Raw genomic sequence first — 24,225 nt, 5'->3', positions numbered from 1 at the left:
TGCGAGAAAACTCAGGCGTCGCGTTCGATGTCGACGTCGCTGGCCGGGGTGAAGTCGTCCAGATTCATCATGTGATTGAGCTTGCCGACCTTGGTGGTCAGGTAGTGCTCGTTGAACGGATTGCGACCGGTGGTGATTGGCAGGCGCTCGTGAATCGTCACGCCATCCTGGCTCAGGGCCTCGACCTTGCGCGGGTTGTTGGTCATCAATCGCAGCGACTGGATGCCGAGGTGTTCGAGCATGGGCACGCAGATATCGTAGCGGCGCTGGTCGGCGCCGAACCCGAGCCGTTCGTTGGCCTCGACGGTATCGGCACCGTCGTCTTGAAGCGCGTAGGCGCGGATCTTGTTGAGCAGGCCGATGCCGCGACCTTCCTGGCGCAGATAGAGCAGCGCGCCGCGCCCTTCGTCGGCGATCCGCTTGAGGGCTTCCTGCAGCTGGTAGCCGCAGTCGCAGCGCATCGAGAACAGGGCATCACCGGTCAGGCACTCCGAGTGCACCCGGGCGAGAACCGGCTCAGGCGTGGTGATGTCGCCGAGCGTCAGCACGACGTGTTCCTTGCCGGTGGAGGCTTCCTGGAAGCCGTGCAGCATGAACGTCGCCCAGGGAGTCGGCAGTTGCGATGCGGCGATGAAGCGGATCGTCACGATGACCTCGCGATGTGGGGGAGACGCTCGAATACGGTTGCCGAAGCGCCGGACGATGAATAATAAAGGGGCGGCATTATAACAGGCTTGCCGGCCGATCCGTTACAAGGCTGCAAATCGCGCCGATAGCTGACATCAATTTTGACACCCGGAGGTTTTACTGCATGTTCGGGCGATCCGTTACAATGCGGAGGCTCTTGATTTAAACCCCTCGACTATGAAGGCTGCCATGACACTATCCCAGGATCTCCAGCCGCGGGCGCTGCACAACGATCGCCTGCTGCGGGCGCTGGCTCGCCAACCGGTGGACCGCACGCCGGTCTGGATGATGCGCCAGGCGGGCCGCTACCTGCCCGAGTATCGTCAGACCCGGGCCCAGGCCGGCAGTTTCATGGATCTGTGCCGCAACGCCGATCTGGCCTGCGAGGTGACGCTGCAACCGCTCGAGCGCTATCCGCTGGATGCGGCGATCCTGTTCTCCGACATCCTGACCATTCCGGATGCCATGGGGCTGGGGCTCTACTTCGAGACCGGCGAAGGACCCAAGTTCCGCAAGACGGTGCGTTCCGCCGCTGACGTCGCGGCGCTGACCGCGCCGAATGCGGAGCGGGATCTCGACTACGTCATGAACGCCGTCAGCACGATTCGCCGCGAGCTCGATGGCCGCGTGCCGTTGATCGGCTTTTCCGGCAGTCCGTGGACGCTGGCAACCTATATGGTCGAAGGCGGCTCGAGCAAGGATTTCCGCCATCTCAAGGCGATGCTCTACGACGATCCGCAAACCCTGCATGCGCTGCTGGGCATTCTTGCAACCGCGGTCACCGACTACCTCAATGCCCAGATTCGCGCCGGCGCCCAGGTCGTGCAGATCTTCGATACCTGGGGTGGGACGCTGTCGACGCCGGCCTATCGTGAGTTCTCCCTGGCCTACATGCAGCGCATCGTGGATGGCCTGATTCGCGAGCATGATGGCCGTCGCGTGCCGGTGATCCTGTTCACCAAGAACGGCGGGCAGTGGCTCGAGTCGATCGCCGACAGCGGCTGCGACGCGGTGGGCCTGGACTGGACCACGGAGCTGAGCGATGCCCGGCGCCGTGTCGGCGAGCGGGTCGCGCTGCAGGGCAACCTCGATCCCAACGTGCTGTTCGCGCCGCCGCAGCGGATTCGCGAAGAAGTGGCGCGCATCCTCGAGAGCTTCGGGCCTGGCGAAGGCCACGTGTTCAACCTGGGACACGGCATCAGCCAGTTCACCGACCCGGGCCATGTCACCGCTTTCATGGACGCCTTGCATGAACTCAGCCCCGCTTACCACCGATGAGCTTGTCAGCAGCGAGACCGGAGACGGCCTGCTGCTGTTCGATGCCGACTGCCCGTTCTGCCGGCGTTCGGTGCGCTGGCTGCTGGCGCACGAGCGGCCCGAGAGCCGGCTGCGCATTGCCGGGCTGAAAAGCCCGGTGTCCCGCCGGCTGGGCGAGCACTTTCAGATCGACTTTTCGGGCACCGACAGCATCTGGTACATCGCCGATGGCGAACTCAGCCGCAATAGCGATGCCGCCTGGCGCCTCGCGACTCGACTGCAGGGAGAGTGGCAGCGTATCAGTGCGCTGCGCCGGGTGCCGCGAGCGTTGCGTGAACGCACCTATCGATTCATCGGCGATCACCGCCATCGATTGGCCTTCCTCGGCGCCGACCGTCTCGAGAGCCATGAGCGCTGGCTGACATCGCTGACGCCGGCACTCTGCCGGCGCTGCGGCTTGCCGCCCGATCTCGCCGATGAAGGTTGAACCTTGGCCCCGATGCAGTGAATGTTCCGGCAGGCGAGAGAGCGAACCAGGAGAGAGCCCATGCCCATGAGCCTCTGGCAAAAAGGGTGCGCGCTGGTCACGTTGATCTGGGCGGCGGGGATCGCCTGGGGCAGCTTGAGCCCGGCTACCGACCTGCCGCAGCATCTGCCGTGGGACAAGTTCAATCACTTCGTCGCCTACGCTGGCCTGGCAGCAGGTCTGCGTCTCACGGGTTGCCGGTGGTCGGTCGCCTGTGGCGTGACAGTCGCCTTCAGTATCGGCATCGAATATCTGCAGGTCCGGGTGCCGGGGCGTCACGGCGGCGACTGGGGCGATATTCTCGCGAATGCACTAGGCGCTGGCGCGGGCCTGCTATTGCTGGCTCTGGTTCAACGCGGGAAGTCGAAGCGGCGCCGTCGTCTGTCTGGACAATAGCCGGTCTGGACGAAAGCCGTTCTGGACAATGGCCGGAAAGATCGATAACCCATCTCCAATGTATGCCACGTTGACTCGCGCTTCGACTCAGGCACCTTTTTGGTGCGTCTGTGTTTTTTGAGCACTGTTTTGAAACAATTTATTGCCGCCGGGATGTCGATGCCGGGCGTCATGACGGGGCATCCGCCTCGAAAAGACATTCAAAATAGACTTTTAAGCACAATAAGACAGATGTGGAATGGACTTTGCTACTGTCGTACGAGCATGCTCGGCATGCACTTATACGATAACGCTAGGGAGTTGATTTCATTATGCGCCACAAGAACAAAAGCTTGTCCCTGCTCTCCATCGCCGCTCTGGGAACATTGGCCGTGACGCAAGTTCAGGCCGCCACGCTGGATGACGTCAAGAGCAATGGTACTCTCCGCTGCGGTGTCAACGCGGGCCTGACCGGGTTTTCTGCACCGGATCAGGACGGGCACTGGACCGGCATCGATGCCGATTTCTGCCGGGCGATGGCCGCTGCCACACTGGGCAAATCCGAATCGGTCGCGTTTACCCCGCTGACGGCCAAAGAGCGTTTCACGGCGCTGCAGTCCGGTGAGGTGGACGTGCTATCACGCAACACCACCTGGACAGCCATGCGGGACAACGCCCTGGGGCTGAACTTCACCGGCGTGACGTTCTACGACGGCCAGGCTTTCATGGTCTCGAAGGATCTCGGTGTGAGTAGCCTCAAGGAGCTCAATGGTGCAACGATCTGCATCCAGTCGGGCACGACTCACGAGCTCAACATCGCCGACTACTTCCCGGCCAACAATCTCGACTATCAACTGGTGACGTTCGACACGCCCGACCAGACCGCCCAGGGCTTCGATAGCGGCCGCTGCGACGTGCTGACTTCCGACTCCTCGCAACTGGCGGCGCTGCGCCTGCAGCTCAAGGATCCGGACAGCGTCACCATTCTGCCCGAGCGTATTTCCAAGGAGCCGCTGGGTCCGGTCGTGCGCCAAGGGGACGATCAGTGGTTCGACATCGCCAAATGGACGCTGTTCGCCATGCTCAACGCCGAAGAACTGGGCGTGACCAGTGACAATGTCGATGAGATGCGCGACAACCCGCCGAATCCCGGCGTGGCACGTCTGCTGGGCAAGGATGGCAAGTACGGCGAGCAACTGGGGCTGGACAATGCCTGGGCTTACAACATCGTCAAGCAGGTCGGCAACTACGGTGAAATCTACGCACGCAACGTCGGCGCTGACTCTCCGCTGAAGATCGACCGCGGCATCAACGCGCTGTGGAACGATGGCGGCATTCAGTACGCCCCGCCGGTTCGCTAAGCGTCAAATCGTCCTCTCGACACCGCGCCCTTTCGGTCTGAGCGCCGGGGCGCGGTGCCTCTCAACGCTCGAGTAGAGACAGCTCATGCTGCGTCCATCCACGACCCTCCCGCGACGGGGGCGGGGCCCTTTGTGGCGAAATCCCGCCGTTCGTGCCTTGATTATCCAGGCCGTGCTGTTTCTGGCCCTGGCGATTTTTATCGGCTATCTGGTTCACAATACGCTGCTCAACCTCGAAGCCCGCGGTATCCACACCGGCTTCGGATTTCTGGACGGGCGCGCCGGCTTCTCGATTCCGCAGACGCTGATCGACTACACCAGCGATAGCACCTACGGCAAAACGTTCGTCATCGGGCTGCTCAATACGCTACTGGTATCGGCACTGGGGATCGTGGCGGCAACGATCATCGGTTTCCTGGTCGGTATCGCACGCCTGTCGCCCAATTGGCTGCTGGCGCGCCTGGCGACCATCTACGTCGAGGCTTTCCGCAATATCCCGCTGCTGGTTCAGATCCTGTTCTGGTATTACGCCGTGCTGCGGGCACTGCCATCGCCGCGACAGAGCCTGTCGCTGTTCGATGCCTTCTTCTTCAACGTGCGTGGCATGGTGATGCCCGACCCTCAGCCGCTGGACGGGTTCTCTGCCACGCCGTGGGCGTTGCTGGTCGCCATCGTCGCCGCGATCGTGTTCGGGCTGCTCGCCAAGCGGCGTCAGGCGCGCACTGGGCAAGCGCTGCCCGTCTACTGGATCGGTGCGGCCATCATCATCGGTTTGCCGCTGATCGTATTCCTGGCCACCGGATCGCCGCTCGAGTGGGCGCTGCCGGAAATGGCCGGCTTCAACTTCCGTGGTGGCATCAATATTCTGCCGGAGCTGCTGGCGCTGTGGCTGGCACTGTCGATCTACACGGCGGCGTTCATCGCCGAGATCGTGCGCTCGGGCATTCTGTCGGTTTCCCACGGCCAGACCGAAGCGGCGCGCTCGCTGAGCCTGCCGGAGGCCATCACCCTGCGCAAGATCGTCATTCCGCAGGCGATGCGCGTCATCGTTCCGCAGATGACCAGCCAGTATCTCAACTTGATCAAGAACTCGTCGCTGGCCACGGCCATCGGTTATCCAGATCTGGTGGCCGTCTTCGCCGGCACCACGCTCAACCAGACCGGGCAGGCGATCGAGATCATTGCCATGACCATGGCGGTCTATCTGGTCATCAGCCTGACGGTGTCGTTTTTGATGAACCTCTACAATGCGCGCACGCTGCTGAAGGAGCGTTGAGATGGCTGACTCTACCTTCCGCACCGAAATGATCGAGGCGCGTGAAGCGCCGAATCAGAGCCGGGGTGTACTCGGCTGGTTCCGTGCCAATCTGTTCAATGGGCCGATCAACAGCATCATCTCGATCGTGGTCATATTGCTGTTGGCGCGACTGGCCTGGCCGTTCCTCGAATGGGCGGTGATCGACGCCGACTGGGTCGGCACGACACGCGACGCCTGTACCGGCGAAGGCGCCTGCTGGGTCTTCATCTCCGCGCGATTCGAATCCATCGTCTACGGCTTCTATCCGGAAGCGGCGCGTTGGCGGGTGGATATCGTCTTTGCGCTGCTGGCGATCCTGGTCGCGTGGCTGGCGATCCCGAAAATGCCACGCAAGAAGTGGGTCGCGCTGTTCACGTTGATCGGCTTTCCGATCATCGCCTTCGTCCTGCTGGTAGGCGGCATGTTCGGTCTCCAGCACGTGCCTACTCGCGCCTGGGGCGGGCTGATGCTGACGCTGACGATCGCGGTCGTAGGCATAGTGGGATCGCTACCGCTGGGTATCATCCTGGCGCTGGGGCGGCGCTCGAAGATGCCTTTCGTCAAGGGCGTCTGCGTGATCTTCATCGAGTTCTGGCGTGGCGTGCCTTTGATCACGGTGCTGTTCATGGCTTCGGTCATGCTGCCGCTGTTCGTGCCGGGTAACATCGATTTCGACAAGCTGGTGCGAGCCTTGATCGGCATCATGTTCTTCTGGAGTGCCTACATGGCCGAGGTCATTCGCAGTGGCCTGCAGGCGATCGGCAAGGGGCAGAACGAGGCCGGGCAGGCGCTGGGGTTGAGTTACTGGCATCGCATGGGGCTGATCATCCTGCCGCAGGCGCTCAAGATGGTCATCCCGGGCATCGTCAACACCTTCATCGCGCTGTTCAAGGACACCTCGCTGGTGTTGATCATCGGCCTGTTCGATCTGCTGGCGATCATCCGCGCGGGTCTGACCGATTCGAACTGGCTCGGCTTCTCCACCGAGGGCTACGTGTTCGCGGCGGCGGTCTACTGGGTCTTCTGTTTCAGCATGTCCCGTTACAGCCAGTACATCGAGCGGCGCTTGAATACCGGACATAAACGATGAGAGCGATGAACGTCTCCGAATTCATGCCCTCACACAACTCGTGCCCTTACACAACAAGATCGTGATCAGGAAATCATTGCCATGAGCGAAGCGACAGCGTCTCCGACAACCGCGCCCGGCAGCGACGGACCGATGATCGAAATCGATCATCTCAACAAGTGGTACGGCAGCTTTCATGTGCTGCGCGACATCAACCTGACCGTGACCAAAGGCGAGCGTATCGTCATCTGTGGACCTTCGGGTTCTGGCAAGTCGACGATGATTCGCTGCATCAATCATCTGGAAGAGCATCAGCAAGGCTCGATCGTGGTCAACGGCGTGCCGATGACCCATGACGTCAAGCGGATCGAACAGATTCGTCGCAATGTCGGCATGGTCTTTCAGCACTTCAACCTGTTTCCGCACCTGACCGTGCTGGAAAACTGCTGTCTGTCCCAGATCTGGGTGCAGAAGAAGCCGCGCGCCGAGGCGGAGAAGACCGCCATGGAGTACCTGGAGCGCGTGCAGATCGCCGATCAGGCGCTGAAGTATCCCGGCCAGCTATCCGGCGGCCAGCAGCAGCGTGTGGCGATCGCCCGGGCGCTGTGCATGCGTCCCGAGGTGATGCTATTCGACGAGCCGACATCTGCCCTCGACCCGGAGATGATCAAGGAAGTGCTCGACGTCATGATCGAGCTGGCCCATGAAGGCATGACCATGCTCTGCGTGACTCACGAGATGGGCTTCGCCAAGACCGTGGCCGATCGGGTGATCTTCATGGATCAGGGCCAGATCATCGAGGAAGCGCCGCCCACCGAGTTCTTCAACAACCCGCGCTCGGAGCGCACACAGCTGTTTCTCAGCCAGATCTTGGGTCATTGATGAACCCTGGAGGCTAGCTGCCTGTTGGCGTCGAAGAAGGTCTCATCCTGCGCCCTGCCGAACGGCAGGGCGTATTCGTTCAACCTCCAGTTGAGCGCGGCGCGATTCTCTACCACGCTAGAGGAACGATCCACGGAACAGGAGAATCGATCATGGACAAGACTTATGTAGTGGCTGCCGACGCGTCACGCGCCCGTATCTTCGCCCGCGAAGCGAGAGTACTGCGTGAAGTGCATACGCTGACGCATCCCGAGGGGCGTTTGCATGCCGGCGATCTTCGAACCGGTGGTCAAGGCGAGGCGTTCTCCGGCCCTGGCGCCAGCCAGCGTCATACCGGCAATGATCAGGCGACTTCGGAGAAGGAAGCCGAGTTTTTCGCCAAGGAAGTTGCCACCTATCTGCGTGACGCCCGGACCCAGGGCAAGGCGGACGAAATCGTACTGATCGCCGAGCCCAGGTTTCTCGGCCATCTGCGCGATAAGCTCGACAAGACGACGATGAAGTGCGTGACCCAGACGATCGACAAGGATCTCTCGAAAGCCAGCGAAGAGGAGATTGCCCAGAAACTGGGCTGGTGAAGCGTTTATTCGTGATGCCGTCGATTTCTCAGGGAATCGACGGCAGATCGATCTGATCGCTGCGCTGAATGCCGGCCGTCATCTCCCGGCACAGCCGCAGGAATTCCCGCATGCCGGTCGTCAGGTACTTCTGACGGTGCCAGATGAACGCGAACCGACGCGTCAGATCCAGCTCGGGCGTCGCGATCGGCACCAGGCTGCCTCGGCGGAAGGCGTCCCTGAGCGCCAGACGCGATACGCAGCCGATCCCGAGGCCGGACTCCACGGCACGCTTGATCCCTTCGGTGTGTTCCAGTTCCAGCAGGATATTGAAGCGGCCCCGGCGATGTCGCATGGCATGTTCCAGCGTCCGGCGCGTACCGGAGCCCACTTCGCGCATGATCCAGGCTTCGCGCAGCAGCCTTTCGACATCGGCGGTGCCTTCGCCGGCCAGCGGATGGCGGGGTGAGCAGAACACGGTCAGGTCGTCCTCGATCCAGGGCTGGATGACGATATCGTCATGCTGGCAGTCGCCCTCGATCAGACCGAGATCCAGCTCATGCAAGGCGATGCGTTCGACGATGGAGGCGGTATTGCGAACCTGCAGCCTGACCCGGCTTTCCGGATAGCGCTGCATGAAGTCGCTGATCAGCAGCGTCGCCAGATAGTTGCCGATCGTCAGCGTGGCGCCTACCTCCAGCGAGCCGATGCCGCTCTGGCCCTGCAGCAGCTCTTCGATCTCTTCCCCTCGATCCAGCAAGGCGACCGCCTTGGGCAGTAGCTGAAAACCCAGCGCGTTCAGCTTGAGACGCTTGCCGAGGCGATCCAGCAACTGACAGTCGAACTGACGCTCCAGCTCCGCCAGGGCCGTGCTCGTCGCCGATTGCGACATCGACAACACCCGGGCGGCCCGAGAAACGCTCTGGTGCTGGGCAATCGCCACGAAAACCTCGAGTTGGCGCAGGGTATAGCGCATGGGAAGCGTCCGTTATCGATTTTATGGATATAGGTTATCCAAATAACCCACTTAACAGAATACCGGCCTTTTCTTATACTTAATCTATCTATTCTGAAACCAGTTTATTCTTTTTCGTTATTACTGTCCGTGTTAAGAGATTAAGGAGCGGGTCATGAGCAAGTTTGCCTTGGAAGAGGTGCTGAGCGTTCATCACTGGAACGATACGCTGTTCAGCTTCCGGACGACGCGCGAGCGTAGCCTGCGGTTCAAGAATGGTCAGTTCGTCATGATCGGCCTGGAAGTCGACAGCAAGCCGCTGGTGCGTGCCTACTCTGTTGCCAGCCCCAACTACGAAGATCATCTCGAGTTCTTTAGCATCAAGGTGCAGGACGGCCCGTTGACGTCGCGTCTGCAGCATCTCAAGGTCGGCGATCAGATCATGGTCAGCCGCAAGCCCACCGGCACGCTGGTCTGCGACGATCTGCTGCCGGGGCGCAACCTGTATATGCTCTCCACGGGTACGGGCCTTGCCCCTTTCATGAGCCTGATCCAGGATCCCGAAGTCTACGAACGCTTCGAGAAGGTCGTGTTGATCCATGGCGTGCGGACCGTCAGCGAGCTGGCCTATGCCGATTTCATCTCCAAGGAGCTGCCGGCGCATGAATACCTGGGTGACGAGATCCGTGAGAAGCTGGTCTACTACCCGACGGTGACTCGCGAAGAGTTCCACACCACGGGGCGTCTGACCGACCATATCCGCAGCGGCAAGCTGTTCGAGGATACCGGATTGCCGCCGCTGGATCCGAAGCAGGATCGGGCCATGATCTGCGGCAGCCCGGCGATGCTCGAGGAAACCAGCGGGCTGCTCGACGAACTGGGTTTCGCCATATCGCCGCGCATGGGCGAGCCGGGGGATTACGTCATCGAGCGGGCGTTCGTCGAGAAGTAACCCTAGCCACGAGTCGCGAGCTACGGGCTTCGAGCAAAACCAAAAGCCGGTTTCTAGTTCCGAACGGAAAGATGCCAGCGACGATATCGTCGCTGGCATCTTCTCGCTCAAGGGCGGCATCCTGATTCTCGCAGCTTTAAACCGCGTCCTTGCCGGTCTCGCCGGTACGAATCCGAATGACCTGCTCCAGTGGAGAGACGAAGATCTTGCCATCGCCGATCTTGCCGGTGTTGGCCACCTTGGTGATGGCGTCGATCACCTGATCGCTCATGTTGTCGTCGACGGCGACTTCGAGCTTGATCTTGGGGAGAAAATCGACCACGTACTCGGCACCACGGTAGAGCTCGGTGTGACCTTTCTGACGCCCGAAACCCTTGACCTCGGTCACGGTAACGCCTTGTACGCCGATCTCGGATAGAGACTCACGCACGTCGTCCAGCTTGAACGGTTTGATAATGGCGGTAACCAGTTTCATGGAAGTTCTCCTCGCGTGCGATAGGCGGATGATGTGCGCTCAAGTCTTTGAGTAGCCGTTATGAATACTCGACGATTGCTAGTTTAAGCATACACCGCCAATCGCGGGAATTAAAAAAGGCCCCCCGAAGGGGGCCAGGGGAGCACGCCAGCTCACTCGGTGTATCGGCTCACTTCTTGCCGACGTTGAATTCAGGATAGGCTTCCATACCGCATTCCGCGATGTCGACGCCTTCGTATTCTTCCTCTTCGGAGACCCGGATGCCCATGACCGCCTTGATGATGCCCCAGACGATCAAGCTGGCGATGAAGGTCCAGGCGAAGATGGTCACGATACCCAGCAGCTGTGCACCGAAGGTGGCGTCACCGTTGGAGAGGGGAACGGCGATCAAGCCCCAGATGCCAACCACACCATGGACGGAGATCGCACCGACCGGATCGTCGATCTTGACCTTGTCGAGGGTCACGATGGCGATGACCACGAGCAGGCCGCCCACTGCGCCGATCAGCGTAGCGCCGAAAGCGGTCGGGGCCAGCGGCTCGGCAGTGATGGCGACCAGGCCGGCCAGGGCACCGTTCAATGCCATGGTCAGGTCCGCCTTGCGGAACCAGAGCTTGGCCAGGATGATCGCGGCGATGACACCACCGGCTGCGGCTGCGTTGGTATTGACGAAGACCTGAGCGACGGCGTTGGCTTCATCGACATTGGAAACCATCAGCTCGGAGCCACCGTTGAAGCCGAACCAGCCCAGCCACAGAATGAAGGTACCCAGCGTGGCCAGCGGCAGGTTGGCGCCCGGGATGGCGTAGATCGCGCCGTTCTTGCCGTACTTGCCCTTGCGTGCGCCCAGCAGCAGAACCCCGGCCAGAGCGGCAGTCGCGCCACACAGGTGGACGACGCCGGAACCGGCGAAATCCTGGAAACCGGCTGCGTCGAGGAAACCGCCGCCCCACTTCCAGTAGCCCTGGATGGGGTAGATGAAGCCGGTCATGATGACGGCAAAGATCATGAACGCCCACAGCTTCATGCGTTCGGCAACGGCACCGGAAACGATCGACATGGCTGTCGCGACGAAGACGACCTGGAAGAAGAAGTCGGAACGCGCGGAATAGTAGATGTCACCGCCGCTGGACATCACGTCGTCGACGCTGTTTTCCGCACCGATCAGGAAGCCGAGGCTCGGGAAGAAACCGCCGCTCTCGCTGGAGTACATGATGTGGTAGCCGACCAGCAGATACATGGTGCAGGCAATGGCGTAGAGGACAACGTTCTTGGTCAGGATTTCGGTGGTGTTCTTGGCGCGTACCAGACCCGCCTCGAGCATGGCGAAACCGGCCGCCATCCACATCACCAGAGCACCCGTCACCAGAAAGTAGAAGGTGTCGAGCGCATAGGAAAGTTGAACTACTTGATCATTCATTCTTTTGTCTCCTCGTTCCGCGCCGTCAAACGGCGTCGGCCCCGCGTTCCCCGGTGCGAATCCGGATCACATCTTCGAGTGGCGTGACGAACAACTTGCCGTCGCCGATCTTGCCGCTGTTGGCGGCATTGCGGATCGAATCCAGCACACCATCGACACGATCGTCTTCGACAGCGACTTCGACCTTCACCTTCGGCAGGAAGTCGACGACATACTCCGCGCCGCGGTACAGCTCGGTATGGCCTTTCTGACGACCAAACCCTTTCACTTCTGTGACGGTGATGCCCTGCACGCCGTTGTCGGCCAGTGCTTCACGCACATCGTCGAGCTTGAAGGGTTTAATGATGGCGGTGATGAGTTTCATCCCTTATCTCTCCCGTAGTCGGCTTGCGCCTTCAGGTTACAGGCAGGACACATGCCACTCGCACCAGGTTGTTTCAAAATCAATGACTTGAGTAAGGGTTCGGCGAGGCGACGTGTCGATTCGTCACTAGCGTTCCGGGCAAATGCACCAAAGAAATGCATTCGGGTTTTGCGTCTGCACCTTTTATGCGCAAGCGAGATGGCGCGACTTTGCGTATGCTGAATGGCCAGCCATCGAGGCTATCTCAAGGCTCTATCTCGAGGCACTATCATCAAGGTCCGGGTTATCAACGCACCAGGCAGCAAGGAGAGAACGTCATGTCGGCACAGGATCGATTCGAACGCTTGACCAGACAACTGGGTGACAGGTTGCATGGCGCGTCTCAGGCGCCGGGGGATATTCAGCGTAACGTGCAGGGCGTGTTGCGCGGGGCGCTGGAGCGCATGGAAATCGTCTCCCGGGAAGATTTCGACATCATGATGGAAGTCCTGCAGCGCACGCGGGAGCGCGTCGAGGCGCTGGAGGAGCAGGTCGCCGCGCTGGAAAACACGCTCCAGAGCGAGCAGGCGTCCCAGCCCAAGATCGAGCCCCATGCGCCGCCCGCCGATGACGTGGATGGCAGCGCGGATGGCACGAAGCCCTGATCGAAACGAGTCCCTATCGGGGCCTATCTTCCGGATGGCTGGCTCCCGTCGAACCCCGTATTGCGACATATCCGCTTCCTGTCGTTACCAACGGTTGCGATAACGCGTAACAGAATGTAGTTGTATAGGCTGAAGGGCATGCCGCTCTGGCATGCTATTGGCCTGCGGCGACAGCCCAGGTGCCGACCTGGGAGACGACATGACCCTTGCCATCGTGCGCGCCCGCGCCAGCCTCGGACTCGAGGCCCCGGAAGTCCTGATCGAAGTGCATCTCAGTAACGGCCTGCCGGGGCTGACGCTGGTCGGGCTGCCGGAAGCGGCGGTCAAGGAGAGCCGCGAGCGCGTTCGTAGTGCGCTCATCAATGCCGGGTTCGAATTCCCTTCTCGCCGCATCACGCTCAACCTGGCGCCTGCCGACTTGCCCAAGGACGGCGGGCGTTTCGACCTGCCCATTGCGCTCGGCATCCTGATGGCATCGGGCCAGGTCCCTGTCGAAGCGGCCGAGAAGCTCGAAGTCGTCGGCGAACTGGCGCTGGACGGGGCGCTACGTCCCGTTACCGGTGTTCTGCCCACGGCGCTGGCGGCGCGCCGGGCGAGCCGCGGCCTTATCGTTCCGCTCGCCAATGCCGACGAAGCCGCGCTGGCCGATGGCGTCGAAGTCTTTGCGGCAGGGCATCTCCTCGACGTGGTCGGTCACCTGCTGGGTCGCGAGAAACTCACCCCGCACCAATTTGGCGCGCCAATTCGCGCTCGCGTGGCGCAGCCCGACATGGCGGACGTCAAAGGTCAGCATCAGGCGCGCCGAGCGCTGGAAGTCGCGGCGGCGGGTGGCCACAACCTGCTGCTGGCGGGGCCTCCAGGCACCGGCAAGACCATGCTGGCGAGCCGCCTGGCCGGCATCCTGCCGCCACTGACCCAGGACGAATCGCTCGAGGTCGCGGCCGTGCGCTCGGTCTGCGGTCTGCCGATCATGGAGCGCTGGGGGCAGCGGCCGTTTCGCAACCCGCACCACACCTCGAGCAGTGTCGCACTGGTGGGCGGGGGTTCACGGCCGCGGCCCGGCGAAATATCGCTGGCGCACCAGGGCGTGTTGTTCCTGGACGAACTGCCGGAGTTCGACCGCCATGTGCTGGAGGTCCTGCGGGAGCCGATGGAATCCGCCCAGATCCTGATCTCGCGCGCTAATCACCAGCGCCGCTTTCCGGCCCGATTCCAGCTCGTTGCCGCGATGAACCCGTGCCCCTGCGGCCATCTCGGGGATCCGCGTCAGCGCTGCCACTGCAGCCCGGCGCAGATCCAGCGCTACCAGTCGCGGCTATCCGGGCCGCTGCTGGATCGCATCGATCTGCAGGTCGAAGTGCCGGCGCTACCCGCGACGCAGCTCACCGACCAGACGCCCGGCGAGTCTTCCGCCAGCGTGATGGAGCGGGTGCTTGCCGCCCGCGAGCGCCAGCAGGCGCGAGGATCACTCAATGCCCATCTGCCGGGCCCCGAGCTGGAAGCGGCATGCGCGCTATCCTCGGATGAACGTCAGTGGTTCGCCAGCGTGCTGGACCGCCTCAACCTCTCGGCTCGGGCCTACCATCGCGTGCTGCGCGTGGCCTTGACCCTGGCCGACCTCGGCGGTGAAGCGCGAGTCGGCAAGGCGCAACTGATGGAGGCGATCGGCTATCGCCAGCTGGATCGCATGTTGAAGGCCAACGACCCCACGCGCGCCTGATCCGGGCTGCTCAAATCCCGTCTGGCAGCGCCGAGGCCAGCGTCTCGAGTCTTCCTGGCACCAGCGCGTCATCGAGCGCGCTGATACGCAGCACGTGACCCAATGCCGGGTGTGCCGGCCGATGAATCAGCGTGCCCTCCGTCAGTAGCCGCTGGTGAACCCTCTTGGCCTGTTCGGCATCGTTCAGTCGCAGCGCGACGAAATTGGTCGTGCTGGGCAGCACTTCGGCGCTGCAGTCGCGCAGCCACTGGCTCAGCGCCTCGCGCCGGTTCACGACCGCCGCCACGTGCTCGCGAGTTTCGTCGGGATGCATCAGCACGGTCTCCGCGGCCGCCAGCGCCAGCGACGACACGGCGTAGTGAATCCTCACCTTCGACAGCATGGCGTGGGTTTCCGGCGTGGCGATGGCATAACCGACGCGCAGGCCGGCGAGCCCATGAGCCTTGGAGAAGGTACGGAGCCGGATCACGCCGGGCCATACCGCGCTGGCGGCCGGCGACCACGCATCGTCGCGGAAGTCATGGTAGGCCTCGTCCAGCACCAGCGTGCAGTCGTCGGGAAGACTCTCGCGCAGCGCCAGCACGTCGGCGTCGCTGTGGAGGTGGCCGCTTGGGTTGTCCGGGTTGGCGAGATAGACGACGCGGGCGTTCTCGCGGTTGGCCGCGGCCGCCAGCGCGCCGAGATCCGGCGCCAGATATTTTGGGCCGGCGGCATACTCGACTTCCACCTGACGGCAGCCCTGCCCGCGCACGAAGTAGCTCCAGGTCGGGTAGGTACCCGCGCTGGTGATGACCGTGTCGCCCGGTTCGCACAGGGCGCGCAGCGTCAGCGCCATCAGACTGTCCGCGCCTGCGTCCACCAGCAGGGCATCTTCCGGCAGCGTCAGGCTTTCGGCCAGCAGCCGGCGAACCTGCCACGCTTCGGCGTCGCCGTAGGTGCGGGCGAGATCGGCGAACTCGCTGCCGAATCGCGCCGTCAGTGCGCGGTGGGGCATGTCGAGCCCCTCATTGGAGCCGATGCGGTGGGGGAGTGAATGACCTAGGCGGCGTTCCAGCGCCTGCAGCCCGGGGAACGGGTTGTGGGGGCCGTCCTGGTCGACGAGGTGACGAGCAAAGCGTGACATGGGCATCTCGGTGATGACGTTGGCGATGTGAATGGCGGTCGTGGTTGAGAGTAACAGTTGGCGATGGCGGACAAGGATAGCGGGTGATTGCCGGCGAGACTCACGGCGCCGGCGAGACTCACGGTGCCGGCATGGATTCGGTCTCCGGCAGCGCATCGAGATCCACCGCACCGCTGGCTTGCCACTGCCAATGGGAGCGCTCGTCTCCCGGCCGGGAGAGGTCGAACTGCAGCCGATAGGGCTGCAGGACGCGGTCGCTCAAGCGCAGTGGCGGTGCCTCGGCGCTCAGGCGAGCCTGCAGCAGCCACTGTTCGCTGCTGCTCCGCGACATCGAGGCGGGCATCCAGTCCAGGACATGAGGAGAATTTTCCTGGCTCAGCAGCCCGCGTGCCAACGCTTCGTTGAGCGCGTCGGGCGTGATCGGCAAGGTGGCGTCGACCTCCGCCGGCTGCAGCAGGATCGTGACGGCAGCAGGGTCGGCGGGCGCCCAGGGCGGAGCCTCGAGCAATCCATGCGCCGCGTTGTCCGCCAGCCCCCGCAGCGCTTCGCGAGCGTCCGGCGGGGCCGGGGCCAGCCCCGCGCAGCCGCCGAGCAGGATGAGCAGCGCACCGAGCAGGAGCGTGTCGAACAGCGGCTTCATGGCACCGGCTTGATCAGGGGGGCGGGCGGGTGCGTCGCGGCGAAGCGCATCAGGAAGTCGTCGAGCGCCGCGAACAGGACGCGGCGAATCGGCTCCGCCTCGTTGACCAGATGGTGTCGTGCCTCGGGATGGCGCACCACCTGGGCCTGCGGAAACTTCCTGCGCAGTGCCTTCAGGTTCCAGCTCCAGTCGACGGTCAGATCCTGCTCCCCCTGCAGAATCAGCACGGGCAGCTCGCTGGGCGGGCGCTTGAGCAGTGTCGGCATCCAGCGGCGCATGGCGGTGACCCAGGTCAAGGCCAGATGATCGTCCTGCAGCGGGTCGTGAAGACGCAGGAAATCGGCGAAATCGAGGTTGGTGGTGTTGGCGCGATACTTGCGGGGAATGGTATCCACGAAAGGGCTGGCGATACGGTGGAGCCAGCGCGACTGATTCCAGCCCCAGGGACGGACCAGCGGCGCCAGCAGTACCAGGCCTTGCCAGGGCGCCTGTTCGCCGCGAGCCAGCGCATCGGTAGCCACGATCGAGGCGCCGGTGCTCTGTCCGATCGCCAGCCACGGCCCCGGGGCGAGAGACAAATCCGCTATCTGCCGTTCGATGTGGTTGAAGCACTTCACGTAATCGGTAAAGTCATCGATGGTCGCGCGGGCGCCGCTGGAGAGCCCGTGTCCGGGCAGATCCCACATCACGACCTGCCAGTTCTGTGCCAGCAGGCGCTCGAGCAGATGGCCATAAAGACCGAGATGATCGAAGTAACCGTGAACCACGAAGATCGTTCCGCGAGGCGCGGGCGGGGCCCATACCTGGGTCCACAGTTCGAAGGTTCGGCCTCCCTCTCCCTCGGCCTGCAGAAAACCGGCATGGAGCCGGATATCGTCATCGGCTTGCAGTAGTGCCGCCAGCCGGTAGTGGTCGAGATAGCTCGCCAGCGGCGAATCGGCGGGCGCTTCGATATGGCGGACGGTGCCAACGGCCTTCAGTGGCGAAAAGTCGAGCATGCGTGTGTCTCCTGGTCCTTCTATGCTACTCGCCGTGTGCTGTCTAGACCATGACAGGCCCTAGGCGGGCTGGTGGGTAACGATGGTGGTAACGAAGGTCGAAGGAGACAACGCCCGCCGGGCTGATTATGATGTCGAACGGTTATGGAAATATTTTCCACAAACGCTTTTTCGGGATCGATGGCATTGCAAGTAGATAGCCGTGGCCCGAGCGACCGCCGATCTGGAGGCTGACATGACATCCGATACGACAAAACGTACCACTCATCACCGGCTACAGGTAGCCGCCGAGCTCGAACGCTTCATCATCGACGAAGTCCTGCCGGGCACCGGCGTCGAGGCCGAGGCGTTCTGGGCCGGCTTCGATGCGCTGGTTCACGATCTGGCCCCCCGCAACCGGGAACTGCTGGCCGAGCGCGATCGCCTCCAGGCCAGGCTCGATGAATGGCACCGGGCCAATCCGGGCGAGATCAAGGACATGTCGGCCTACCGCGCCTTCCTGAAGGAGATCGGTTATCTGGTCGAGGCGCCGGCCAACGTGCAGGCCACCACGACCAACGTCGATGCCGAGATCGCGCGCCAGGCCGGGCCGCAGCTGGTGGTGCCGGTCAATAACGCGCGTTATGCGCTCAACGCGGCCAATGCGCGTTGGGGCAGCCTCTACGATGCGCTCTACGGCACCGACGTGATCAGCGAGGCCGATGGCGCCGAGAAGGGCAGTGACTACAACCCCAAGCGGGGCGCCAAAGTGATCGGCTACGCGCGCAACGTGCTCGATATGGCGGCACCGCTGGCTACCGGGTCGCATCGGGAAGCGGTTGGCTATGCCGTTCGCGACAACCGGCTGTCGGTCACGCTCGAAGGCGGGCGCGACACCGGCCTGAAGAATCCCGGCCAGTTCGTCGGCTTCCGCGGCGACGCGGCATCGCCCGAGGCGATCCTGCTCTCCAACCATGGCCTGCATCTCGAGATCCAGTTCGATGCCGAGCATCCGATCGGCAAGACGGATCCGGCGCACGTGAAGGATCTGCTGGTCGAGGCGGCGGTCACCACGATCATGGATTGCGAGGACTCCGTCGCCGCCGTCGACGCCGAAGACAAGACGTTGGTCTATCGCAACTGGCTCGGCCTGATGAAGGGCGATCTCGAGGAGCGCTTCGAGAAGGGCGGCAAGACCGTGACCCGGCGTCTCAATCCGGATCGCGACTATACCCTGCCGGATGGTGGCTCGCTGACGCTGCCGGGCCGCTCGCTGATGTTCGTGCGCAACGTCGGCCACCTGATGACCACGCCGGCCATTCTCGATGGCGAGGGCAGCGAGATTCCCGAGGGCATTCTGGATGCGGTGATGACCTCGCTGATCGGCCTGCATGATCTGAAGCAGGAGCGTGGCAACTCGCGTGCCGGATCGCTCTATATCGTCAAGCCCAAGATGCACGGCCCCAAGGAAGTCGCCTTTGCCGACGAGCTTTTCGGGCGTGTCGAGCAACTGCTCGGGCTGCCTGCGAACACGTTGAAGATGGGCATCATGGACGAGGAGCGCCGCACCTCCGTCAACCTCAAGGCCTGCATCGACGCGGCCTCCTCGCGGGTCGCCTTCATCAATACCGGCTTCCTCGATCGTACCGGCGACGAGATGCATACCGCCATGAACGCGGGACCGATGCTGCGCAAGGGCGACATGAAAGGCAGCAAGTGGATCGCCGCCTATGAGCGCAGCAACGTACAAATCGGGCTGGCCTGCGGGCTGCGCGGAAGGGCCCAGATCGGCAAAGGCATGTGGGCAATGCCGGATCTGATGGCGGCGATGCTCGAGCAGAAAGTGGGGCATCCGAAGGCCGGCGCCAACACTGCCTGGGTGCCGTCACCGACGGCGGCGGCGCTGCATGCGCTGCATTATCACCAGATCGATGTGGACGCCATTCAGCGCGACCTGGAAGATCAGGGCGAAACCGACCTGCTCGATGACCTGCTGACCGTGCCGGTCGACCCCAAGGCCGCCTGGGGCGCCGGAGAGATCCAGCAGGAGCTCGACAACAACTGCCAGGGCATTCTCGGCTACGTGGTGCGTTGGGTCGAACATGGCGTCGGCTGTTCCAAGGTGCCGGATATCCACGATGTCGGGCTGATGGAAGACCGTGCCACGCTGCGTATCTCCAGCCAGCACATCGCCAACTGGCTGCACCACGGCATCGTGGATGAAGCGCAGGTGCGCGAGACGCTGGAGCGCATGGCCAAGGTCGTGGACGAGCAGAATGCCGGCGACCCCGGCTACACGCCGATGACTTCGCATCTGGCCGACTCCACCGCCTTCCAGGCCGCCTCGGATTTGATCTTCAAGGGACGCGAGCAGCCCTCCGGCTACACCGAGCCGTTGCTGCACCACTGGCGCGCGGTGCACAAGGCGAAGCACTAAGCGATGGTCATGTGTGTCGCCTGTCCGGATGGCAGGCGACACCCAGGCACTCCCCACTTCCCGCTTCCCGCTTCCCACCTCCCCGTGACTCGCCACATGGTATCGAGCGTCCGTGATGGCGTATTTATTAAGCGTCGTTTCAGTTTCATGGCGTATAACCTGCCGTGTTCCTGAACCGGGAGAGGCTTATGCCATGCTACCCCAAGGTCTCGACGGTACTGCGCTGCCGTTCAGCCGCGGTACGTTGCGCGCGGCCGAGCCATTTGCCTTCTTTTATGGATCATGGAGACAAGAACAAGAAACCAGGAGGAGGAAACGCCAATGGCCATGACGGATTCACGTGAACGCTACGGCGCGATTAGCCGCTTGCTGCACTGGGCAACCGCTCTGCTGGTCACGCTGCAACTCACCAGTGTCTACATGAGTCGCTGGCAACCGGGCAATTGGCTGAGCCAATACGTGCAGCCATGGCACATGACGATTGGCGTGACGGTGTTGGCGCTTGTCGTGGTACGCCTGCTCTGGCTTTGCCGCCAAATGCGCCACCGGCCGCCGCATCAGAGCAAAGCGGCACTGCTGGGGCATGTCTTCCTCTATGTGGTCCTGCTCATGGTACCGTTGAGCGGTTTGCTGCAAGGCTACGGCGTGCAACTTTTCGGTCATCTGGTGACCAAGGGGCTCGACACCCCGCTGGCGGAAGCGGCTCAGGCGCTCCATGGCCTGTTTGCCTATGTGCTGACGGCACTGGTGATGGGACACGTGTTCATGGTGCTGTTTCACCATCTGATCCGTCGAGACGGCACGCTAAAGCGCATGGTGGGGAAAGCGAACACCTGAGGGAAGCCGGCTGCCGTGGCCTGGCGGGCATGACTCGCCAGGCCAGGTCGGTTATGGTTCCAGCGTCATGAATGGTGCATGTTCTTGATCGCTGAACGAGTAGATATCGTAAGGTGCGCTTTGTTCGCCGGGCATGCCCGGTGTCCCCGTCGGCATTCCCGCCAATCCGATGCCGTCCACCTCGGGCCGTTCTTCGAACAGTGCCTTTACGGCCTCCATCGGCACGTGGCCCTCGATCCAGTACCCCCCCATTGCAATAGTGTGGCATGAGCCCAGGCCATGGGGGATGCCCGCTTGTTGCTTGATTTTACCCAGCTCGGCGTCATGCACGTTGGTGACGTTGACGCCCTGTTCTTCCAGATGGCGCACGTAGCCATCACAGCAACCACACTGTGGATCCTTGTAAATTGTCGCTTCATCGGGCAGGGCTGCCTGGGCCGCTGAGGTGCCCAGCAACAACACGCCCGAGATCCATAACGAGAGCGAAGTTCCTTTCATGGTGTTTTCCTGATTGGGTGGCGTTGACAACCACTAAGAGCGGTGGAATAGATATTTGGTAAGCGAGGCAATGCTCAACCCGACGAGTAACAAAAGTGTGAGGGGCATGAGCCAGCCTAGCCACCCCATGGAACCCATTAATGCGAAGCAGTCGGCATTCATAGGGGCCTCTTGATGGTAGTGTGATGTTGAATAGCCTTTTCAAGCTTACAACCTATGGTTTGCCTTCATGTCAAGCGTGCCATGCCGTCCGCCAGGAAAATACCCATGGATCGGTCAACTGGCGGGGGAAGACGCAAGGCCGACCAGACATGACTCATCAAAGGGTTCAGGCTCGTTTCAGGCTGGTATCTTATAAATGCCCAGTCAGTAGTTTGATACTTGCACGCGATGAGGTACCGAGTATGAAGAAGACATCCCTGACATTGACGCTTGCCATCATGAGCGGCATGACCGTAACAGCCTGGGCCGAAGGCGAGCACGAGGGCGGCCACGGGGCGAACGGCAATGCCGAAGTGGAACGTACGATCAGCGTTGAAGCTGGCGATATGTGGTTCGATCCCGAGGAAATGAACATTGCCCCGGGCGAGACCGTCAAGTTCGAGATCACCAATACCGGTAGCATCGAGCATGAGTTCGTGATCGGTGACGAATCCGCCCAGGAAGCCCACCGCGAAATGATGCAAGAGATGGGCAGCCACGGCGACGGTGGTCACGGCGGTCACGGCGGTCATGACATGGCGGAAGGCGAGCACGGCGGACGGATGCCGTCGGTTACCATCGGCGCGGGGGAAACCAGAACACTGGTGTGGACGGCACCCACCGGTGTCGAGCACCTCGAATATGCCTGCAACATTCCAGGGCATTACGAATCCGGCATGTATGGCGATATCAACCTGTGACGTAGCGCGATGAAACTGTTGCTGTTGGAAGACGATGACCTGCTGGCGGAAAGCCTGGCGGAGAGTCTGAAAGACAACGGTTACCTGGTCGATGTGGCCGCCTCTGTCCAGGCGGCTGCGTCTTTCATGGCCACCGAAGAATACGTGCTCGCCATCGTGGACCTGGGCCTGCCCGATGGCTCGGGACTGGATCTGCTGGTGCAATGGCGCAAGCAAAAGCGCACCATGCCGATTCTGATACTCACTGCGCGCGATACCTGGGAAGACAAAGTGGTCGGCCTGGAGGCCGGGGCCGATGACTATCTCACCAAACCCTTCCACGAAGCCGAACTGATGGCGCGCCTGAAGGCCCTGTTGCGCCGGCGGTCCGGGCAAGTCTCCCAAGTCGTCACGCTGAATGGCGTGTCGCTGGATGAAGCGGGCCAGCGAGTCTGCAGTGCAGGCGCGGCATGGCGCTCGTTGACCGCCACCGAGTATCGGCTGCTGCGCTACCTGATGCATCACCCAGACCGCATACACTCCAAGGAACGCTTGCTGGAGCAACTCTACGCCCTGGAGCAAGACGCCGCCGCCCCCAACCTGGTCGAGGTTTACGTGGCACGCCTGCGTCGCTACCTGGGCAAGTCGGTCATCCAGACTCGCCGCGGCCAAGGTTATATCTTTGTTTCACGTTGACCGACGCAGCTTGCGGGTGCGTCTGCTGACCTGGCTAGGGGGCGTCGCGTTGCTCGTGGTCGGCCTGACGTGGCTGTTGCACGGCGTGTTTCTGGAAAGCCTGGCCAAGGACTTCCTGGGCGAGCGTCTGAAACGCGAAGCGGCGTACGCGATCACGCAAAGGCGGGTGAGCGCGTGCGGTTGCGGGTGATTAACGGCTCGGCGATGTCCTACTTCGACGTTCGCATCCCTGGCCTCAAAATGACCGTGGTGGCCGCCGACGGCCAGCCGGTTCAACCTGTGCCCGTGGATGAATTCCTTATTGGCGTTGCCGAGACTTACGACGTTCTGGTGTCACCCGAAGACGATCAGGCGTATACGATTTTCGCCGAATCCATGGACCGTAGCGGCTACGCCCGCGCCACGTTGGCCCCACGCGAAGGTATGCAGGCGAAGATCCCTGAGCGCCGCCAGATTGCCGACCGCGGCATGGAGGCTATGAGCGTCCACATGGACGGTATGGATCATTCCAACATGTCCGCGAGTGGGATGGAGGGCATGGACCACGGCAATATGGAGGGCATGGACCACGGCGATATGAAGGGCATGGATCACTCAGGCATGTCTGATAGTGAAATGCAGGGCATGGAGAGTGAACAGGCCAAAATCCGGGAGAACGGCATGCTGGCTGCTGGTGAAGCACAGCCGGGGTCGCGCTTTGGCCAGCCCGGCATTGGCATTGATCCCGATGAGCGCCGCGTGCTGGTTTACCGCGACCTGAAATCTTTCACGCCCTGGCCCGACCGCCGCGAACCCGGCCGTGAGCTGGAGCTTCACCTCACCGGCAACATGGAGCGCTACATGTGGTCGTTCGACGGCAAGAAGTTCAGCGAAGTCTCAGGCCCCATTCACTTCGAAAAGAATGAGCGCCTACGCCTGATCCTGATTAATGACACCATGATGGAGCACCCCGTTCACCTGCATGGCATGTGGATGGAGCTGGAAAACGGTCAAGGCGAGCTGATTCCACGCAAGCACACCCTGAACGTGAAGCCTGGCGAGCGGGTTTCGGCGCTGATCACGGCGGATGCCGAAGGCAGTTGGGCCTTCCATTGTCATCTGCTTTACCACATGGATGCCGGCATGTTCCGCGTTGTTCAGGTTTCTTGAGGAGGCTTTCATGCAGACCAAGCATTTCCTGACCGCTGCCAGCGCGGCGTTCATGGTGGTCACCACGGCAACGGCCAACGCCGATGACGGCTACGACGCTCCAGAGAGTTGGCCCTCGCCCATGCAGGAACACAACATGGGCATGGCGCTGTTCGACAGGCTTGAATACAGCATGCCTGATAAAGGCCTGGATACCGTTGTATGGGATTTTCAAGGCTGGTACGGCGGTGACGTCAACCGTGTGTACATCAAGTCGGAAGGCGAAAACGTCTACGCTTTGTCTGAAAAATGATGTCTTGCTAGCCTTTCCTCCCTCAGACTTGGAGGTATTGTCATGGCAGGACGTTACGAGATTTCCGATCAGGGTTGGACATTGATTGAAGATATCGTTTCGCCTGGCACGCCCGCTGGGCGTGGACGCCCACGCCGCGATGACCGGCAGATGC

The 24,225-nt window shown here is 62.0% G+C and carries 26 protein-coding genes and 1 pseudogene; 18 read left to right on the top strand and 9 right to left on the bottom strand.

The window, feature by feature from the left end; translation table 11 throughout:
* Positions 1–11: 11 nt before the first annotated feature.
* Positions 12–647: a GTP cyclohydrolase II gene (gene ribA / locus R3F72_RS13175; protein ID WP_110631072.1), complete on the bottom strand. Its 636-nt coding sequence runs from the start codon at positions 645–647 to the stop codon at positions 12–14.
* Positions 648–876: 229 nt separating this feature from the next.
* On the opposite strand from ribA, the gene hemE reads away from it, so the two are divergent.
* The 8 genes from hemE to R3F72_RS13135 all read left to right on the top strand — a co-directional run bounded on the left by hemE (position 877) and on the right by R3F72_RS13135 (position 8,032).
* Complete coding sequence (gene hemE, locus R3F72_RS13170) at positions 877–1,965, top strand: uroporphyrinogen decarboxylase (RefSeq protein ID WP_332779858.1); 1,089 nt, start codon at positions 877–879, stop codon at positions 1,963–1,965.
* On the top strand, positions 1,937–2,431 hold the full coding sequence (locus tag R3F72_RS13165) for a thiol-disulfide oxidoreductase DCC family protein (protein WP_332779857.1): 495 nt from the start codon (positions 1,937–1,939) through the stop codon (positions 2,429–2,431). Before hemE ends, R3F72_RS13165 begins: the two co-directional genes overlap by 29 nt.
* Positions 2,432–2,497: 66 nt before the next feature.
* Positions 2,498–2,866: a VanZ family protein gene (locus tag R3F72_RS13160; protein ID WP_256961282.1), complete on the top strand. Its 369-nt coding sequence runs from the start codon at positions 2,498–2,500 to the stop codon at positions 2,864–2,866.
* Positions 2,867–3,177: 311 nt separating this feature from the next.
* Positions 3,178–4,206 (top strand): amino acid ABC transporter substrate-binding protein, encoded by a 1,029-nt coding sequence (locus R3F72_RS13155; protein ID WP_087719650.1) that lies wholly within the window; start codon positions 3,178–3,180, stop codon positions 4,204–4,206.
* 85 nt (positions 4,207–4,291) lie between these two features.
* Complete coding sequence (locus R3F72_RS13150) at positions 4,292–5,482, top strand: amino acid ABC transporter permease (protein ID WP_087719651.1); 1,191 nt, start codon at positions 4,292–4,294, stop codon at positions 5,480–5,482.
* Between the two features lies 1 nt (position 5,483).
* The gene (locus tag R3F72_RS13145) at positions 5,484–6,593 is read left to right on the top strand and encodes an amino acid ABC transporter permease (RefSeq protein WP_332779856.1); all 1,110 of its coding nucleotides are present in this window, start codon (positions 5,484–5,486) and stop codon (positions 6,591–6,593) included.
* A gap of 132 nt (positions 6,594–6,725) precedes the next feature.
* Complete coding sequence (locus R3F72_RS13140) at positions 6,726–7,454, top strand: amino acid ABC transporter ATP-binding protein (protein WP_442978350.1); 729 nt, start codon at positions 6,726–6,728, stop codon at positions 7,452–7,454.
* A 152-nt stretch (positions 7,455–7,606) separates the two neighbouring features.
* Positions 7,607–8,032: a baeRF12 domain-containing protein gene (locus tag R3F72_RS13135; protein ID WP_071231041.1), complete on the top strand. Its 426-nt coding sequence runs from the start codon at positions 7,607–7,609 to the stop codon at positions 8,030–8,032.
* Between the two features lie 28 nt (positions 8,033–8,060).
* Here R3F72_RS13135 and R3F72_RS13130 read toward each other — a convergent pair whose 3' ends face one another.
* The gene (locus R3F72_RS13130; protein ID WP_332779854.1) at positions 8,061–8,987 is read right to left on the bottom strand and encodes a LysR family transcriptional regulator; all 927 of its coding nucleotides are present in this window, start codon (positions 8,985–8,987) and stop codon (positions 8,061–8,063) included.
* A 154-nt stretch (positions 8,988–9,141) separates the two neighbouring features.
* On the opposite strand from R3F72_RS13130, the gene R3F72_RS13125 reads away from it, so the two are divergent.
* On the top strand, positions 9,142–9,918 hold the full coding sequence (locus tag R3F72_RS13125; RefSeq protein ID WP_087719655.1) for a ferredoxin--NADP reductase: 777 nt from the start codon (positions 9,142–9,144) through the stop codon (positions 9,916–9,918).
* Between the two features lie 136 nt (positions 9,919–10,054).
* Here the strand turns inward: R3F72_RS13125 and glnK are convergent, their stop codons facing one another.
* The 3 genes from glnK to R3F72_RS13110 all read right to left on the bottom strand — a co-directional run bounded on the left by glnK (position 10,055) and on the right by R3F72_RS13110 (position 12,177).
* The gene (glnK, locus tag R3F72_RS13120) at positions 10,055–10,393 is read right to left on the bottom strand and encodes a P-II family nitrogen regulator (RefSeq protein WP_087719656.1); all 339 of its coding nucleotides are present in this window, start codon (positions 10,391–10,393) and stop codon (positions 10,055–10,057) included.
* A gap of 169 nt (positions 10,394–10,562) precedes the next feature.
* Positions 10,563–11,813, bottom strand: a complete 1,251-nt coding sequence (locus R3F72_RS13115) for an ammonium transporter (RefSeq protein WP_332779853.1) — start codon at positions 11,811–11,813, stop codon at positions 10,563–10,565.
* A 25-nt stretch (positions 11,814–11,838) separates the two neighbouring features.
* The gene (locus R3F72_RS13110; RefSeq protein ID WP_071231037.1) at positions 11,839–12,177 is read right to left on the bottom strand and encodes a P-II family nitrogen regulator; all 339 of its coding nucleotides are present in this window, start codon (positions 12,175–12,177) and stop codon (positions 11,839–11,841) included.
* A 317-nt stretch (positions 12,178–12,494) separates the two neighbouring features.
* Here R3F72_RS13110 and R3F72_RS13105 point away from each other — a divergent pair, with 317 nt between their 5' ends.
* Together R3F72_RS13105 and R3F72_RS13100 are read left to right on the top strand one after the other, a co-directional pair.
* Positions 12,495–12,821, top strand: a complete 327-nt coding sequence (locus tag R3F72_RS13105) for an accessory factor UbiK family protein (protein WP_087719658.1) — start codon at positions 12,495–12,497, stop codon at positions 12,819–12,821.
* Between the two features lie 199 nt (positions 12,822–13,020).
* The gene (locus R3F72_RS13100; protein ID WP_332779852.1) at positions 13,021–14,541 is read left to right on the top strand and encodes a YifB family Mg chelatase-like AAA ATPase; all 1,521 of its coding nucleotides are present in this window, start codon (positions 13,021–13,023) and stop codon (positions 14,539–14,541) included.
* Between the two features lie 10 nt (positions 14,542–14,551).
* Here R3F72_RS13100 and R3F72_RS13095 read toward each other — a convergent pair whose 3' ends face one another.
* From R3F72_RS13095 to R3F72_RS13085, 3 genes are all read right to left on the bottom strand, one after another.
* Positions 14,552–15,664, bottom strand: a complete 1,113-nt coding sequence (locus R3F72_RS13095; RefSeq protein WP_087719660.1) for an aminotransferase class I/II-fold pyridoxal phosphate-dependent enzyme — start codon at positions 15,662–15,664, stop codon at positions 14,552–14,554.
* A 118-nt stretch (positions 15,665–15,782) separates the two neighbouring features.
* Positions 15,783–16,304 (bottom strand): hypothetical protein, encoded by a 522-nt coding sequence (locus R3F72_RS13090; RefSeq protein ID WP_332779851.1) that lies wholly within the window; start codon positions 16,302–16,304, stop codon positions 15,783–15,785.
* On the bottom strand, positions 16,301–17,302 hold the full coding sequence (locus R3F72_RS13085) for an alpha/beta hydrolase (RefSeq protein ID WP_332779850.1): 1,002 nt from the start codon (positions 17,300–17,302) through the stop codon (positions 16,301–16,303). The genes R3F72_RS13090 and R3F72_RS13085 overlap by 4 nt, the downstream gene beginning before the upstream one ends.
* Positions 17,303–17,537: 235 nt before the next feature.
* Between R3F72_RS13085 and R3F72_RS13080 the strand changes: the two genes are divergently transcribed.
* The gene (locus tag R3F72_RS13080) at positions 17,538–19,718 is read left to right on the top strand and encodes a malate synthase G (protein WP_332779849.1); all 2,181 of its coding nucleotides are present in this window, start codon (positions 17,538–17,540) and stop codon (positions 19,716–19,718) included.
* 327 nt (positions 19,719–20,045) lie between these two features.
* Positions 20,046–20,555, top strand: a complete 510-nt coding sequence (locus tag R3F72_RS13075) for a cytochrome b (RefSeq protein WP_179208907.1) — start codon at positions 20,046–20,048, stop codon at positions 20,553–20,555.
* Between the two features lie 51 nt (positions 20,556–20,606).
* Here the strand turns inward: R3F72_RS13075 and R3F72_RS13070 are convergent, their stop codons facing one another.
* Positions 20,607–21,053: a DUF411 domain-containing protein gene (locus R3F72_RS13070; RefSeq protein ID WP_087719665.1), complete on the bottom strand. Its 447-nt coding sequence runs from the start codon at positions 21,051–21,053 to the stop codon at positions 20,607–20,609.
* Positions 21,054–21,457: 404 nt separating this feature from the next.
* Between R3F72_RS13070 and R3F72_RS13065 the strand changes: the two genes are divergently transcribed.
* The 5 genes and pseudogenes from R3F72_RS13065 to R3F72_RS13045 all read left to right on the top strand — a co-directional run bounded on the left by R3F72_RS13065 (position 21,458) and on the right by R3F72_RS13045 (position 24,071).
* Positions 21,458–21,955 (top strand): cupredoxin domain-containing protein, encoded by a 498-nt coding sequence (locus tag R3F72_RS13065; RefSeq protein WP_087719666.1) that lies wholly within the window; start codon positions 21,458–21,460, stop codon positions 21,953–21,955.
* 9 nt (positions 21,956–21,964) lie between these two features.
* Entirely contained in the window at positions 21,965–22,630 is a 666-nt protein-coding gene (locus tag R3F72_RS13060; RefSeq protein ID WP_087719667.1) for a response regulator transcription factor, read from the top strand.
* Entirely contained in the window at positions 22,617–22,820 is a 204-nt protein-coding gene (locus R3F72_RS13055; RefSeq protein WP_087719668.1) for a hypothetical protein, read from the top strand. Before R3F72_RS13060 ends, R3F72_RS13055 begins: the two co-directional genes overlap by 14 nt.
* A pseudogene (locus R3F72_RS13050) lies at positions 22,790–23,779 on the top strand (multicopper oxidase domain-containing protein); the annotation flags it as partial. The gene R3F72_RS13055 and the pseudogene R3F72_RS13050, both read left to right, overlap by 31 nt.
* Before the next feature lie 10 nt (positions 23,780–23,789).
* Positions 23,790–24,071, top strand: a complete 282-nt coding sequence (locus R3F72_RS13045; protein WP_143543278.1) for a copper resistance protein B — start codon at positions 23,790–23,792, stop codon at positions 24,069–24,071.
* Positions 24,072–24,225 lie beyond the last annotated feature (154 nt).

The sequence above is a fragment of the Salinicola sp. 4072 genome, assembly GCF_036663415.1.
GTDB lineage: Bacteria > Pseudomonadota > Gammaproteobacteria > Pseudomonadales > Halomonadaceae > Salinicola > Salinicola salarius_A.
The sequence above is the reverse complement of the archived record's forward strand: the minus strand, read 5'-3'. Positions and strand labels throughout refer to the sequence as shown.

Coding starts and splice junctions, on each gene's coding strand:
- R3F72_RS13090 (WP_332779851.1), bottom strand. CDS start 16,304: ATGAAGCCGCTGTTCGACACGCTCCTGCTCGGTGCGCTGCTCATCCTG.
- R3F72_RS13125 (WP_087719655.1), top strand. CDS start 9,142: ATGAGCAAGTTTGCCTTGGAAGAGGTGCTGAGCGTTCATCACTGGAAC.
- glnK (WP_087719656.1), bottom strand. CDS start 10,393: ATGAAACTGGTTACCGCCATTATCAAACCGTTCAAGCTGGACGACGTG.
- R3F72_RS13110 (WP_071231037.1), bottom strand. CDS start 12,177: ATGAAACTCATCACCGCCATCATTAAACCCTTCAAGCTCGACGATGTG.
- R3F72_RS13065 (WP_087719666.1), top strand. CDS start 21,458: ATGAAGAAGACATCCCTGACATTGACGCTTGCCATCATGAGCGGCATG.
- R3F72_RS13045 (WP_143543278.1), top strand. CDS start 23,790: ATGCAGACCAAGCATTTCCTGACCGCTGCCAGCGCGGCGTTCATGGTG.
- R3F72_RS13085 (WP_332779850.1), bottom strand. CDS start 17,302: ATGCTCGACTTTTCGCCACTGAAGGCCGTTGGCACCGTCCGCCATATC.
- R3F72_RS13165 (WP_332779857.1), top strand. CDS start 1,937: ATGAACTCAGCCCCGCTTACCACCGATGAGCTTGTCAGCAGCGAGACC.
- R3F72_RS13160 (WP_256961282.1), top strand. CDS start 2,498: ATGAGCCTCTGGCAAAAAGGGTGCGCGCTGGTCACGTTGATCTGGGCG.
- R3F72_RS13155 (WP_087719650.1), top strand. CDS start 3,178: ATGCGCCACAAGAACAAAAGCTTGTCCCTGCTCTCCATCGCCGCTCTG.
- R3F72_RS13080 (WP_332779849.1), top strand. CDS start 17,538: ATGACATCCGATACGACAAAACGTACCACTCATCACCGGCTACAGGTA.
- R3F72_RS13075 (WP_179208907.1), top strand. CDS start 20,046: ATGACGGATTCACGTGAACGCTACGGCGCGATTAGCCGCTTGCTGCAC.
- R3F72_RS13105 (WP_087719658.1), top strand. CDS start 12,495: ATGTCGGCACAGGATCGATTCGAACGCTTGACCAGACAACTGGGTGAC.
- hemE (WP_332779858.1), top strand. CDS start 877: ATGACACTATCCCAGGATCTCCAGCCGCGGGCGCTGCACAACGATCGC.
- R3F72_RS13060 (WP_087719667.1), top strand. CDS start 21,965: ATGAAACTGTTGCTGTTGGAAGACGATGACCTGCTGGCGGAAAGCCTG.
- R3F72_RS13100 (WP_332779852.1), top strand. CDS start 13,021: ATGACCCTTGCCATCGTGCGCGCCCGCGCCAGCCTCGGACTCGAGGCC.
- R3F72_RS13130 (WP_332779854.1), bottom strand. CDS start 8,987: ATGCGCTATACCCTGCGCCAACTCGAGGTTTTCGTGGCGATTGCCCAG.
- R3F72_RS13150 (WP_087719651.1), top strand. CDS start 4,292: ATGCTGCGTCCATCCACGACCCTCCCGCGACGGGGGCGGGGCCCTTTG.
- R3F72_RS13145 (WP_332779856.1), top strand. CDS start 5,484: ATGGCTGACTCTACCTTCCGCACCGAAATGATCGAGGCGCGTGAAGCG.
- R3F72_RS13070 (WP_087719665.1), bottom strand. CDS start 21,053: ATGAAAGGAACTTCGCTCTCGTTATGGATCTCGGGCGTGTTGTTGCTG.
- R3F72_RS13115 (WP_332779853.1), bottom strand. CDS start 11,813: ATGAATGATCAAGTAGTTCAACTTTCCTATGCGCTCGACACCTTCTAC.
- R3F72_RS13135 (WP_071231041.1), top strand. CDS start 7,607: ATGGACAAGACTTATGTAGTGGCTGCCGACGCGTCACGCGCCCGTATC.
- R3F72_RS13095 (WP_087719660.1), bottom strand. CDS start 15,664: ATGTCACGCTTTGCTCGTCACCTCGTCGACCAGGACGGCCCCCACAAC.
- R3F72_RS13140 (WP_442978350.1), top strand. CDS start 6,726: ATGATCGAAATCGATCATCTCAACAAGTGGTACGGCAGCTTTCATGTG.